Source organism: Stenotrophomonas sp. Steno-C18, from assembly GCF_056393195.1.
Genome location: NZ_JBWJOX010000007.1, coordinates 218,120 through 231,673, shown reverse-complemented (window position 1 = coordinate 231,673; position 13,554 = coordinate 218,120). Strand labels below are relative to the sequence as shown.

The following is a 13,554-nucleotide window of genomic DNA, read 5'->3' as shown; positions in this document are numbered from 1 at the left end:
TGGACCGCGCGTGGAACGTCGTTGCTCCACCGTCGACGTAGGAGCGCCTTCAGGCGCGAGGCCGGAATGTGCTTCGCTACGAGAATGGCTGGAGCGGGTGATAGGCGTGGGTGCGAAGGCACCGGGGCCCAGCTCGGATGCGTGCTTCGCGCCCAAGGACGCTCCTACCGAAAGGGCGCCTATGGGGCCGTGGCGTTGCCCGCAGCATGGGCATAAAAAAACGGCGCCTTGCGGCGCCGTTTCCGGTTCTGCGATTGGCTTACTTTGCTTCGACGTTGCTGGCCTTGCTCTTCATCATCGCGTCGCGATTGGCCTTGAACGGGTTGCCTTCGTACCAGTTGGGCCAAGCGTCGCCGCCGGCCAGCTGGTTGCCGACGCCATACAGCAACTGCAGGTCCTCGACGGTACCGTCGAGCTTCCAGGTGGCGGGGTCGTACTCGTCCTTCGGGCTGTGATAGCGATCCTTGCCGTAGGCCTCGGCGGCACGTTTGCCGGCTTCGATGCCACCGTCGACCAGGTCTTCCCCGCCGTCGGCATACAGCGCCGGGACGCCGGCCTTGGCGAAGTTGAAATGGTCCGAACGGAAGTAGAAACCGCTCTGCACCGAGGATTCGGCATGCAGGGTACGGTTCTGCGCGGCAGCCAGCGGCTTGAGGATGTCCTCCAGCTCCGAGCTGCCAAAGCCGGTGACGGTCATGTCGCGGGCGCGGCCGTTGACCGACATGGCGTCGATGTTGATGACACCGGCGATCTTGTCCAGCGGGAAGGTCGGGTGGTTGACGTAGTACTGCGAGCCAAGCAGGCCTGATTCCTCCAGGGTGACCGCCAGGAACACCACCGAGCGCTCCGGCGGCGGGGCCTGGTGGGCCATCGCGTCGGCGATCTCGAGGATGCCGGCCACGCCGGTGGCATTGTCGACCGCGCCGTTGTAGATGTTGTCGCCTTCCTCGCCCTCGTGCTTGCCGAGGTGGTCCCAGTGCGCCATGTAGAGCACTGCTTCGTCGGCGCGCTTGCTGCCCGGCAGGACGCCGACCACATTGCGCGACTTCTTCTGCGCGATGGTGCTCTTCAGGTCGAGCGAAAGGCTGGCCTGCAACGGTACCGGCTTGAAGCCACGCTTGTTGGCATCGCGGTAGGCCTTGTCCAGGTCGAGCCCGGCCTGGGTGAACAGCGTGCGCGCCGCCTCGGCGCTGAGCCAGCCCTGGGCCTGCAGGCGCGGTTCCTTGTCCTCGGCCGCCGGCAGGTCGTACTGCGCGCCACCCCAGGAGTTCTTCACCACGTCCCACCCGTACGAAGCGCCGGCGGTGTCATGGACGATCAGCGCGGCGGCGGCGCCCTTGCGCGCGGCTTCCTCGAACTTGTACGTCCAGCGCCCGTAATAGGTCATGCGCTTGCCGTCGAACAGCTTGGCATCGTTGCTGTGGAAGCCGGGATCGTTGACGAACATGACCACGGTCTTGCCCTTCCAGTCCTGGCCGGCATAGTCGTTCCAGTTCTGTTCGGGGGCGTCGACACCGTAGCCGACGAACACCAGCTCGCTGTTGTCGATCCTGATCTCGGGCTGCCCGGTGCGCGTGCCGATCACCATGTCGGTGCCGAACGCCAGGTCACGGCTGGCCCCGCCCTGCTGGATCTTCAGCACGGTGCCGGGATCGGCGGTGGTCTCGGTCATCGGGACGTCCTGGAACCAGCTGTCGCCGTTGCCCGGTTGCAGGCCGATGCGCTGCATCTGGTCACGGATGTAGTTGACCGTCAGTTCCTCGCCCTGCGTGCCTGGCGCCCGACCCTCGAACGCATCGGAGGCCAGTTGCTTCACCAGTTCGCCGAAGTCGCCGGCGTTGATCTGCGCATCGAAGGCATGCGTCGGCGCCTGGGTGGGCGCGGGTGCCGGTGGCGCGGCGGTGACGGGTGCGGCCTGTTCGCCCTTGCAGGCGACCAGCGCCGCACTGGCGGCAAGACACAACAACAGTTTGCGGGGCATGGGAACTCCGGTTTCCGATCGAACCCCGATTCTAGGCGCGATGCGCCCACGGTGCTCAGTCAGCCGGTGCGCGCTCGCTGGAGAACCGCTGTACCGTGGCGCCGCTGACCGGGCCGATGCGGGCACTGTCATGCACGTACAGCGTGACTTCGCGCTCGAACACCAGGTTGCCTTCGACCACGGCGTTGGGGCCGATGATGATGCGCGGCTTGCGCGGCGGCGTCAGCGAAATGCTGAACGAGGGACGGGTCACCTTGATGCCGCCCTTGATCACCGAATCGACGCCGACGGTGATGTCGCCGTTGACCGTCTCGATGTTGCCCTGCACCTGCGTGCCGACCAGGCCGATGCCTCCATTGACGGTTTCCACGTCGCCGCCGATGCGGCTGCCACGGTCGACGAAGATGCTGCCGTTGACGGTTTCCAGCCCGCCGCTCAACACCAGCTGGCGGCCGCTGCGGATGGCGCCGTTGACCGTCTCGACGCTGCGGGCGCTGACGTTGTCCTCGATGTGGACGCTGCCGTTGACCGTTTCCACGCCTCGGGCGCTGACGCCGCTGGCCAGGTGGATGCTGCCGTTCACCGTGTCCAGGTCGCGGTAGGTGGTACCGGCATTGGTACTGATGGCGCCGTTGACCTTGCTGATGTCGTCGTCGGCCATGGCCAACGGGGCGAGGGAGGCCAGGGCCAGGGTGAGCAGCAAACGTTTCATGGAAGGTCTCCGCCGGGGCGTTCAGGGGACAGGGGATGATCGCACCATGCTTGGTTACAATCCGCATCTGTCTGAAGTCACTGGAACGCCCTTGCGCCAGACCCGCCACCGCCCCGTCCTGCACCGGCTGCCTGCCCCGTCGCGCCTGCGGGCCTCCGGGTTGCTGGTGCTGGCGTTGCTGGCCGGGCCGCTGCTGGCGCAGAACACGTCCCGTGATGCGGAGAAGAAGCTGCAGCAGTTGCGCGGTGAACTGCGCAATGTGTCGCAGGAACGTCGCCAGTTGGAGGGCCAGCGTGACCAGGCCCAGCAGCAGCTGCGCGCCGCCGACCAGAAGGTGGCGCGCAGTGGCCGCGCGGTGGCCGAGGCCGATGCCGCGGTGCGCCGCGAGCAGCAGGCCCTGGCGGAGCTGCAGCAGCGCAAGGCCACCCTGCAGGGCGGCCTTGCCCAGCAACGCCGGCAACTGGCGGCCTTGCTCCGCGGCGCCTACCAGTTGGGCAACCACGCGCCACTGAAGCTGCTGGTGTCACAGGACACGGTGGCCGATGGCAACCGGCAGCTGGCCTATCACCGTTACCTGCAACGCGAGCGTGCCGCCGCCATCACCGCGCTGACGGCCGACCTGACGGCGTTGGAGAGTACCGAGCAGCAGATCACCGCACGCAGCCGCGAGCTGGAGCAGGCGCGCGAGCAGCAGCGCCGCGATGCCGCCACGCTGGCCCAGGACCGTCGCCAGCGTGCCACGGTGGTGGCCGAACTGGACCAGCGCTACCAGGACCGCAGCGACCGCGAGAAGGCCCTGGGCAAGGACGCGCAATCGCTGGAACGCCTGCTGGCCAACCTGCGTGCCGCCGCTGCCCGTGCCGAGGCCGAACGCCGCGCCGCTGCCCGCCGTGCCGCCGCCGCGCAATCCCGGCAGGCCGCGAACGGCGCAACGGCACCGCGGGATGCGGCACGCGCCGCGCCGGGCAAGACGCCGCCGCGGGTGGTGGCCAATGCGCCAGCCCCCCGGGTGGGCGGGCTGGGCTGGCCGCTGTCGGGCAACCTGCTGGCCCGTTATGGCGGCCGTCTCCCCGATGGCCGCAACAGCAGCGGCGTCCTGATCGGTGCGCCGGCCGGCAGCACGGTCAACGCGGTGGCCGACGGCACGGTGGTGTTCTCCGACTGGATGACCGGTTACGGCATGATCCTGATCGTCGACCATGGCAACGGCTACATGAGCCTGTACGCCCACAACGATGCCCTGCTGCGTGACGCCGGGGCGCGGGTGCGCCGCGGCGAGGCCGTGGCCAAGGTCGGCAACTCGGGCGGGCAGGGCGTGACCGCGCTGTACTTCGAGCTGCGCCGCAACGGCCAGCCGGTCGATCCTTCGACCTGGCTGCAGCGCCAGTAGTACACGCGGCGTTGACGGGCCAGGCGCGCAGCTAAACCGCACATGTCGGCCGGGGCGGCGGGCATGGCCGGGTTCAACGGGAATTTAGCCGGGCTTCGCGCATAATCGGACCCGGCGTGCCTTGGCACGCATCCGTTTTCTCATGGAGTGGTTCATGCGTGTAGCCCGTCTTGCAGCTGCCCTGCTGTTGGCCCTGTCCCCCGCGCTATCGCTGGCGCAGAGCGCCCCGGACAAGGCGTCCCGGGCCGACGATCCCGACGCCAAGGAATCGGTGACCTCGCGCGTACCGCTGGATGAGATCCGCCGTTTCGTAGCCGTCTACAACGCGGTGCGCGCGGCGTATGTCGATCCGGTCGATGACAAGAAGCTGATGCAGTCGGCCGTGCGCGGCCTGCTGCTGGAACTGGATCCGCATAGCACCTACTTCGACAAGGCCGACGCCGAGGCATTCGACGAGCAGACCAATGGTGCCTACGAAGGCATCGGCGTGGAGCTGCTGCAGCAGGACGACAACACGCTCAAGGTGGTGTCGCCGATCGACGATACGCCAGCCGCGCGCGCCGGCCTGCGCGCCGGTGACCTGATCGTGGCGATCGACGGCAAGCCGATCAGCGCGATCGAGGCGATGGAACCGCTGCGCGGTGAAGCCGGCAGCAAGGTGGTGCTGACCATCGAGCGCGGCCAGCAGAAGCCGTTCGACGTGACCGTGGTGCGCGAGACCATCCGCGTCACCAGCGTGCGCAGCAGGATGCTGGAGCCGGGTTATGGCTATGTGCGCATCAGTACCTTCCAGGCCGATACCGGTGCCGACTTCCAGAAGAACCTGGCGCAGCTGCAGACGCAGGCCGGCGGCAAGCTGAAGGGGCTGGTGCTGGACCTGCGCAGCAACCCTGGCGGCCTGCTGACCGCCGCGGTGCAGGTGGCCGACGACCTGCTCGACAAGGGCGGCATCGTCAGCACGCGTGGCCGCATCTCGATCAGCGACGCCAGGTTCGATGCCACCCCGGGCGACCTGCTCAAGGGTGCGCCGGTGGTGGTGCTGGTGGATGCCGGTTCGGCCAGTGCCTCGGAAGTGCTGGCCGGTGCGCTGCGCGACAACCAGCGCGCCCGCATCGTCGGCAGCCGTACCTTCGGCAAGGGCTCGGTGCAGACGGTGTTGCCGCTGGACAACGGCGACTCGGTGAAACTGACCACCGCGCGCTATTACACGCCCAGCGGGCGGTCGATCCAGGCCACCGGCATCGTGCCGGAGGTGGAGTTGACCGCCGAAGAGGACGAGGCCACGAAGGACCTGCCGCCCAGCCTGGTCGACTACAGCGAAGCCAGCCTGCCCGGCCATCTGCACGGTGACGATGAGGCCGACGGTGGCAAGGCCGGCGTGGTGTTGCCGGGTGACGCGCCGATCCAGCAGGCGTTGCAGGAACTCAAGCAGCCCGGCTCGGTGGTCGCCGCGCAGGCCGCTGCGGCAGCCGCGGCAAAGGCAAAGCCCGCCGCCGCCACACCTGCGCCAGCACCGGCAACGCCCTCGGCACCGGCCAAGCCGGAGGCTGTCCAAGCGCCGGCGAAGGCAGCACCGGCCACGCCCGTGGAGCCGGCTGACACGCCCGAGCCGGTGGACGGCGACAAGTAATACAGACAAGGCCCCGCATCGCGGGGCCTTTTTCCAGGTGATTCAGCGTGGCTTGCCGGGCAGCGGGAAGGGCGTGACTACCTTCTCGCCGGTGGCTGCGTCGCGGATGGAGGACTGGCCCTTTTTCTCCACTTCCTCGATGCGCACGATGCTCTGCATCGGCAGGTGCAGCACCCGGGTGTCGCCGAACTCCTCGCGCAGGCGCTCTTCGGTGGGGTCGACCACCAGCCCGTCGTGGATGTCGAACACCAGCTCGGCGATCTCGTTGAAGCCCCACAGGTGGCTGCCTCCGACGCGCCGTGCATACAGCTCGTAGACCTTGCCGTGGTTGAGGAAGGTGACCTTGTACAGGGGTTTGCTGCTCATCGCCTGATTATAGAAGCCGGCTCAGAAGCCGTGGTTCTTGCGCAGCTTGCGGGCAATGGCGGCACGGATGTACAGGCCGTAGACGATCCCGAACAGGAAGCCGGCCACATGTGCCGACCAGGCGACCATGCCGAAGCTGGGGCCGATGTAGGCAAAAACCACCTGCAGTGCTGCCCAGACCCCGATCAACAGGAAGGCGGGGGCACGGACGAACTCCAGGAACAGGCCCAGGGGCAGCACCACGCCCAGCCGGGCACCGGGGAACAGGGTCAGGTAGGCGCCCATCAACGCCGACACCGCACCGCTGGCCCCGATGATGATGCGGTCCGGTGTACCCATCGCATACAGGGCCGCCAGGTTGGCCACCGCACCGCCGGCCAGGAACAACAGCAGCAGGCGCCAGGGACCGAGCACACGCTCGGCCGGCAGCCCGAAGATCAGCAGGAACACCAGGTTGCCGAGCAGGTGCAGCCAATCGGCGTGCAGGAACAGCGCGGTGAACAGCCGCAGGACGCTGCCGTCGCTCAGCGCCGCCCACCAGTCCTGCGGGTTGCCCAGGCCGGTGGACAAGGCGCCCCAGTCCATCCAGAGCGAGCGGCGAGCCTCATCCGGCCGTGAGATCGACCACAGAAAGGCCAGCCAGATGACCGTGAACAGCAACGGCACGGCCCAGCGGAGGCCCGGCTTCTTGCGGGAGGGGATCGAGACGAACATCGGGCTGCAAGCCTAACCCGGCACCGTCATCCGGGGGAGGCATAATTTTTCCGGTCGACGTTATTGTTTAGTTAATGCCCCTGAGTGATACTGCATACGGCGTCGTATGTCGGGAGGGGACTCCGGCGCGCTCCCAGGCCGTCCTGGCGGACTGGAAGTGCAGGCGCAAAAACGACCACCACCGTTTACGGAGAGACATTCGAACATGACCGCTTCCACGTTTGCCCGCGTCACCGCACTGGCTGTCGGCATCGCCGGCGCCCTGGCTTTCGGCCACGCCCATGCTGCCGCCTTCCAGCTGAAGGAAAACAGCGCCAAGGGCCTGGGCCGCGCTTTCGCAGGTTCGACCAGCGCCTGGGGCGATGCCTCCGTCGTGGCGACCAACCCGGCCTCGATGCGTCTGCTGGACGGCCGCCAGTTCCAGGCCGACGTGAGCGCCATCAGCTTCTCGGCTGACTTCAAGAGCGAAGGCGGCCGTTACGTCGGCCCGACCGGCCCGGGCACCGGCACCCCGATCGGTGGCGGAAATGGCGGCGATGCCGGCATGATCGCGCCGGTTCCGGCCGCTTACCTGCACATCCCGTTCGGCGAGAACGACAACATGCACTTCGGTGCGTCGCTGACCGTGCCGTTCGGCTTCACCACCGAATACGACAAGGATTGGGTGGGCCGCTACCACGGCATCAAGACCGACCTGAAGGCCATCGACCTGGGCGCTTCGTTCTCCTACGACGTGAACCCGTACGTGTCCTTCGGCGCCGGCGTGTTCGTCGAGCACCTGACCATCGAGCTGACCAGCGCGATCGACTTCGGTACCGCGCTGTATGCCAGCCCGGGTGGCGCGCAGCTGGGCTTCCGTCCGGGTAATGCCGACGGTTCCTACAAGGTGGAAGGCGACAACAATGCCTTCGGCTGGACCATCGGCGGCACCTTCAGCCCGACCGAAGACACCAACATCGCGCTGAGCTACCGCTCCAAGGTCGAGCACAAGATCACCGGCGGCAAGGCCACCTTCAACGTGCCGCCGACCGCCGCTGCCGTGCTGGCACAGGCACGTCCGGGCCAGTACGTGAACACCTCGGGCAAGGCCACCCTGGAGCTGCCGGCCTCGGCAACCCTGAGCGTGACCCACCGCATCAATGACCGCTGGACCGTGATGGGCGACGTGACCCGCACCGCCTGGTCGCCGTCGTTCGACACCGTGACCATCGACTTCGCCTCGAACCAGCCGGACCAGGCGCTGCCGTTCAAGTACAACGACACGACCTTCACCTCGATCGGTACCGAGTACAAGCTGTCCGACACCCTCACCCTGCGTGGCGGCGTTGCCTACGACCAGAGCCCGACCAGCAACGAGCACCGTGACGTGCGCGTGCCGGACGTGACCCGCAAGTGGCTGTCGGTCGGCCTGGGCTGGACCCCGTCCGAGCGTACCGAGTTCAACTTCGGTTACACCCACCTGTTCACCGACGAGCCGTCGATCAACCTGGTCTCGGCCACTGGCAGCACGCTGAAGGGCAAGTACGATGTGGGTGGCGACGTGCTCGCCGCTTCGATCAACTACAAGTTCTGATCGAGCCCCGCAGTGATGCAGCAGAAGGCCCCGCGCAAGCGGGGCTTTTTGTTTGGGAGAGGCAAAGGCAAAGGCACCCCTCCCTGGCCCTCCCCTTCGCTTCGCGAAAGGGAGGGGAAAGAGCAACCGCAACAGCAACCACAACTGCAACCGCACCCGCAACAGCGGTGGTCCGGCCCTCGTTGTTTCATGTGGGTGCGGCCAAACAAGAACCCCGCTTTCGCGGGGTTCTTGTTTGTTCCTGCGGCAGTGCGATCAGTCGCCCAGGGTCAGCAGCGAGGCGTTGCCGCCGGCGGCGGTGGTGTTCACCGTCACCGTCTTCTCGGTGGCGAAGCGCAGCAGGTAGTGTGGGCCGCCGGCCTTGGGGCCGGTGCCGGACAGGCCCTGGCCGCCGAACGGCTGCACGCCGACCACCGCGCCGATCTGGTTGCGGTTGACGTACACGTTGCCGACGTTGACGCGCGCGGCGATGCGGTCAACCGTCTCGTCGATGCGCGAATGCACGCCCAGGGTCAGTCCGTAGCCGGTGGCGTTGATCTGGTCGATCACCGCGTCCAGCTGATCGGCCTTCCAGCGGATCACGTGCAGCACCGGCCCGAAGATTTCCTTGTGCAGCTGACCCAGGTCCTTCAGCTCGTAGGCGCGCGGGGCGAAGAAGGTACCGTTGGCGGCTTCGCCGGACAGCGGTGCGGTGGCGATCAGGCGGGCTTCGGCGTCCATGCGTGCGGCATGGTCGGTGAGGATCTGCAGCGCGTCGGCGTCGATGACCGGGCCGACGTCGGTGGACAGCTCGCCCGGGTTGCCGATCTTCAGTTCGGCCATCGCACCGGCCAGCATGCCCATCACCTTGTCGGCGATGTCGTCCTGCACGAACAGCACGCGTGCGGCCGAGCAACGCTGGCCGGCCGAGGTGAAGGCCGAGCCGATCGCGTCCTTGACCAGCTGTTCCGGCAGCGCCGAGGAGTCGGCGATGAAGGCGTTCTGGCCGCCGGTCTCGGCGATCAGCACGCCGATGGCGGCATCGCGTGCGGCCATCGCGCGGTTGATGGCGCGGGCGGTCTCGGTGGAGCCGGTGAAGGCCACGCCGGCCACGCGCGGGTCGGCGGTGAGCGCGGCACCGACGGTGGCGCCGTCGCCCGGCAGGAACTGCAGCACGCCTTCCGGCACGCCGGCGTCGAGCAGCAGCTTCACCGCGTAGTAGCCGACCAGGTTGGTCTGCTCGGCCGGCTTGGCGATGACGCTGTTGCCGGCGGCCAGCGCGGCGCTGACCTGGCCCAGGAAGATCGCCAGCGGGAAGTTCCACGGGCTGATGCAGACGAACACGCCGCGGCCATGCAGCTGCAGTTCGTTGGATTCACCGGTCGGGCTGGGCAGCTTCTCGGCGCTGCCGAACTGCTCGCGTGCCTGCTTGGCGTAGTAGCGCAGGAAGTCCACCGCCTCGCGCACTTCGGCGACGCTGTCGGGCAGGCTCTTGCCGGCTTCCTTCACGCACAGCGCCATGAACTCGGCGATGCGGGCTTCCAGCTGGTCGGCGGCGTGCTCGAGGATGGCGGCGCGGCTGGCGGCCGGGGTGCGGTTCCAGGCCGGCTGCGCGGCCACCGCGTTGGCCAGTGCCTGCTGCACGGTGGCGCTGTCGGCGGCTTGCCACTGGCCGACCACCTCACGGCTGTCGGCCGGGTTGGTCACCGGCAGCGTGGCGCCGGTGCTGGTGGCGCCTGGCACCAGCGGTGCTGCCTGCCATGGCTTGATGGCGGCATGCAACTGCTGGGCGAGGGCACGCAGGTCGTTGTCGTTGGCGAGGTTGATGCCCATGGAATTGTTCCTGTCGTGGTTCTGGCTGCGCAGCAGGTCGATGGGCAGCGGGATCTTGGGATGCGGGATGGACGCGAACGAGGACACCGCCTCGACCGGATCGCGGATCAGGTCGTCGATGGACACGTCCTCGTCGGTGATGCGGTTGACGAAGCTGGAGTTGGCGCCGTTCTCGAGCAGGCGGCGCACCAGGTACGGCAGCAGGTCCTCGTGCGAACCCACCGGCGCGTAGACGCGGCAGGGCACGTTGAGGCGGTCGGCCGGGATCACCTCGGCGTACAGGTCATCGCCCATGCCGTGCAGCTTCTGGTGCTCGTAGGTGCGGCCCTGCGCGATCTGCTTGACCGCGGCGATGGTGGCCGCGTTGTGGGTGGCGAACATCGGGTACAGCGTGTCGCTGTGGCCGAACAGGCGCTTGGCGCAGGCGATGTAGGACACGTCGGTGTTCTGCTTGCGGGTGAACACCGGGTAGCCGGCCAGGCCTTCGATCTGGGCGCGCTTGATCTCCGCGTCCCAGTAGGCGCCCTTGACCAGCCGCACCTGCAGCTTGTGGCCGATGCGACGGGCCAGGTCGGCCAGGTAGTCGATCGTGTACGGGGTGCGCTTCTGGTAGGCCTGCACGACGATGCCGAAGCCTTCCCAGCCCTTGAGCGAGGGATCGCTGACCACGCGCTCGATGATGTCCAGCGACAGCTCCAGGCGGTCGGTTTCCTCGGCGTCGACGGTGCAGCCGATGCCGTAGGACTTGGCCAGCTGGGCCAGCTCCAGCACGCCGGGGACCAGGTCCTTGAGCACGCGCTCGCGCTTGGCATGCTCGTAGCGCGGGTACAGCGCCGAAAGCTTGATCGAGATGCCGTGCGAGGCGGTGACATCGCCGTCGGCCTTGCCGCCGCGGGCGATGTTGTCGCCACCGATGGCGTGGATGGCGCGGCGGTAGTCCTCCAGGTAGCGCAGCGCGTCCTTCATGGTCAGCGCGCCTTCGCCGAGCATGTCGAAGGAGTAGCGGTAGTTGCTGTTGTCACCCTTGTGCGAGCGCGCCAGCGCTTCGTCGATGGTGCGGCCCATGACGAACTGGTGGCCCATGATCTTCATGGCCTGGCGCACGGCCAGGCGGATCACCGGCTCGCCGACGCGGCCGATCAGCCTCTTGAACGCACCATGCACGTCGCGCTTGGTGGCATCGGCCAGGTCGACCAGGTGGCCGGTCAGCATCAGGCCCCAGGTGGAGGCATTGACCAGCACCGAGTCGGACTGGCCCATGTGCTTCTTCCAGTCCGCTTCGCCGAGCTTGTCGCGGATCAGCTTGTCGGCGGTTTCCTGGTCGGGGATGCGCAGCAGCGCTTCGGCCACGCACATCAGCAGCACGCCTTCCTCGCTGCCGAGGTCGTACTGGCGCATGAAGGCCTCGATCGCGCCCTGGTTCTTGGCGCGCGCGCGCACGCGGCGCACCAGGTCGGCGGCGGTGGCCTGCACCTGCGCCTGCTCGGCGGCGGGCAGGCGCGCCTGCGCCAGCAGTTCACGGACGTGGGTGGTTTCGTCCTTCAGCCAACCATCGGTGATGGCCTGTCGCAGTGCGGCAGGTACCGGTGGCAGCTCGGGCGAAAGCAGGGCTTCCGCGGAGGGAGCGACAGCAGTGGAAGGTGTTGCGTTCATGCCTGGGACCAGGGTTGTCGGATTCGGCCATTTTAATCCTTGCCGGCGGTTTTCCCAGTCCCCCCGGCGTCCTTTCACCCGGCCGAAAGCCTTGTGTGGCAGGCGTTTCGGTAAAGCGAGAGGTGCATTTCCAGTTTGTGCCGAAACCGTCAAATTATCCGCCGATGTTTGGCGGGCTGGCGGCGATTCGAGTGTGCGCTGCAACAATCCGACATCGATGAATGGAAGCTTGCCGGTGTGAATTTGCAGGGCTACCATCGGGTCGTTTTCCGCGGTACGGACGCGGTTGCGACATGATCCAGATGCTTCGGTCGGTTTCCGATGGCTCACATGCGCAGCTGGTGCTGCATCCCCCACGGGCGCTCACGGCCCGGCAGTTCGTCCTGTTGTTCGCCGCGTTGGCTGGACTGATGGTGTTCACCGCAGGCCTGGGTTGGCTGTCCGGGAACGTCTTCGCTCCGGTCTTCGCGTTGGTGCATTGCTTGCTGGTGGGTTGGGCGTTGCGTGCGGCTTGGCGCAGCGGCGACCGCCGGGAAGAGATCCGGGTAGGACCGGACTGCGTGGAGGTGATCCCCGCGGCCGGGAGTTCACCGGTGTTCCGGGCACACCCGTATTGGGTGCGGCTGGTCACCGGAGAGGGACGGGTCCTGCTGGTTTCCAGTGGAAAGCGGGTGGAAGTGGGGAGTTTCCTCGCACCTGCCGAACGCCAGGAACTTGCGGCGGCACTTGAAGGCTTGCTCGCAGCCAGCAATGGCTGCAAACCGACGACGTCAAGGGTCTAGGCATGAAGCAAAGCAGCGGGTGGGGCGGGAAGTTGAAGTACGGATGCATGCTGGCAGCCATGGCGCTGTCGGCACCTGTGGCGTGGGCGCAGTCCGCCGACCCCAAGCAGTGGCAGCTCAACATGGGCAAGGGCGTGACCCATACCGCGCGCATGGCGTGGGAAGCGCACATGGTGGCGCTGTGGGTCTGCGTGGTGATCGGCGTGCTGGTGTTCGGCGCGCTGTTCTACGCGGTGTTCAAGTTCCGCAAGTCCAAGGGAGCGGTGGCCGCGCAGTTCAGCCACAACACCAAGGCCGAGATCATCTGGACCGTCATTCCCATCGTGATCCTGGTGGTGATGGCCTGGCCGGCCACGGCCAAGCTGATCGCCATGTACGACACCCGCGATTCTGAGATGACGGTGAAGATCACCGGCTATCAATGGATGTGGAAGTACGAATACCTGGGCGAGGATGTCGCCTTCACCAGCCGCCTGGACCGCAAGTCCGACGCGCTGCGGCAGAGCGGGGCGGTGCCGACCCTGGCCACCGATCCGCATTACCTGCTGGACGTGGACAACGCGCTGGTGCTGCCGGTCGATACCAAGGTCCGCTTCGTCATCACCTCCGATGACGTGATCCACGCCTGGTGGGTGCCGGCGCTGGGCTGGAAGCAGGACGCGGTGCCGGGCTTCATCAACGAGCGCTGGACCAACATCGAGGAAGTCGGCGTCTACCGCGGCCAGTGCGCCGAGCTGTGCGGCAAGGACCATGGCTTCATGCCGATCGTGGTCAAGGCCGTGTCCAAGGAAGACTTCAAGACCTGGCTGGCCTCGCGCAAACCCGCACCCGCGGCGGAGGCGGCACCGGCCGCTGCACCCGCGGCGCCGGCCTCCGAGCAAGCACCGCAACCGGAAGCCGCGCCGGCGACGCCGGCCGCGACCGGCGCCTGATCCCACTGC

The 13,554-nt window shown here is 67.3% G+C and carries 10 protein-coding genes; 5 read left to right on the top strand and 5 right to left on the bottom strand.

Annotated elements, in window-relative coordinates:
* Window positions 1–259 precede the first annotated feature (259 nt).
* Complete coding sequence (locus AC06FE_RS15480; protein WP_478073540.1) at window positions 260–1,981, bottom strand: M28 family metallopeptidase; 1,722 nt, start codon at window positions 1,979–1,981, stop codon at window positions 260–262.
* A 55-nt stretch (window positions 1,982–2,036) separates the two neighbouring features.
* Window positions 2,037–2,693: a DUF4097 family beta strand repeat-containing protein gene (locus AC06FE_RS15475; RefSeq protein WP_132865963.1), complete on the bottom strand. Its 657-nt coding sequence runs from the start codon at window positions 2,691–2,693 to the stop codon at window positions 2,037–2,039.
* A 46-nt stretch (window positions 2,694–2,739) separates the two neighbouring features.
* Between AC06FE_RS15475 and AC06FE_RS15470 the strand changes: the two genes are divergently transcribed.
* Window positions 2,740–4,083: a murein hydrolase activator EnvC family protein gene (locus AC06FE_RS15470; RefSeq protein ID WP_478073539.1), complete on the top strand. Its 1,344-nt coding sequence runs from the start codon at window positions 2,740–2,742 to the stop codon at window positions 4,081–4,083.
* Between the two features lie 154 nt (window positions 4,084–4,237).
* Window positions 4,238–5,713 (top strand): S41 family peptidase, encoded by a 1,476-nt coding sequence (locus AC06FE_RS15465; RefSeq protein WP_478073538.1) that lies wholly within the window; start codon window positions 4,238–4,240, stop codon window positions 5,711–5,713.
* Window positions 5,714–5,755: 42 nt separating this feature from the next.
* Here AC06FE_RS15465 and AC06FE_RS15460 read toward each other — a convergent pair whose 3' ends face one another.
* A complete protein-coding gene (locus tag AC06FE_RS15460) occupies window positions 5,756–6,079 on the bottom strand; it encodes a DUF1820 family protein (RefSeq protein ID WP_446539772.1) in 324 nt (107 codons plus the stop codon).
* 21 nt (window positions 6,080–6,100) lie between these two features.
* On the bottom strand, window positions 6,101–6,793 hold the full coding sequence (locus AC06FE_RS15455) for a rhomboid family intramembrane serine protease (RefSeq protein WP_192287900.1): 693 nt from the start codon (window positions 6,791–6,793) through the stop codon (window positions 6,101–6,103).
* Between the two features lie 205 nt (window positions 6,794–6,998).
* Between AC06FE_RS15455 and AC06FE_RS15450 the strand changes: the two genes are divergently transcribed.
* Window positions 6,999–8,366 carry an outer membrane protein transport protein gene (locus AC06FE_RS15450; RefSeq protein WP_478073537.1) on the top strand — a complete coding sequence of 456 codons (1,368 nt, stop codon included), beginning with the start codon at window positions 6,999–7,001 and terminating at the stop codon, window positions 8,364–8,366.
* A 255-nt stretch (window positions 8,367–8,621) separates the two neighbouring features.
* On the opposite strand, the gene putA is transcribed toward AC06FE_RS15450, so the two are convergent.
* Window positions 8,622–11,831 (bottom strand): bifunctional proline dehydrogenase/L-glutamate gamma-semialdehyde dehydrogenase PutA, encoded by a 3,210-nt coding sequence (putA, locus tag AC06FE_RS15445; protein ID WP_478073536.1) that lies wholly within the window; start codon window positions 11,829–11,831, stop codon window positions 8,622–8,624.
* Between the two features lie 293 nt (window positions 11,832–12,124).
* Between putA and AC06FE_RS15440 the strand changes: the two genes are divergently transcribed.
* Both AC06FE_RS15440 and coxB read left to right on the top strand, forming a co-directional pair.
* The gene (locus AC06FE_RS15440) at window positions 12,125–12,613 is read left to right on the top strand and encodes a DUF2244 domain-containing protein (RefSeq protein ID WP_132865956.1); all 489 of its coding nucleotides are present in this window, start codon (window positions 12,125–12,127) and stop codon (window positions 12,611–12,613) included.
* 2 nt (window positions 12,614–12,615) lie between these two features.
* Entirely contained in the window at window positions 12,616–13,545 is a 930-nt protein-coding gene (gene coxB / locus AC06FE_RS15435; protein ID WP_478073535.1) for a cytochrome c oxidase subunit II, read from the top strand.
* The last annotated feature ends 9 nt before the right edge of the window (window positions 13,546–13,554 follow it).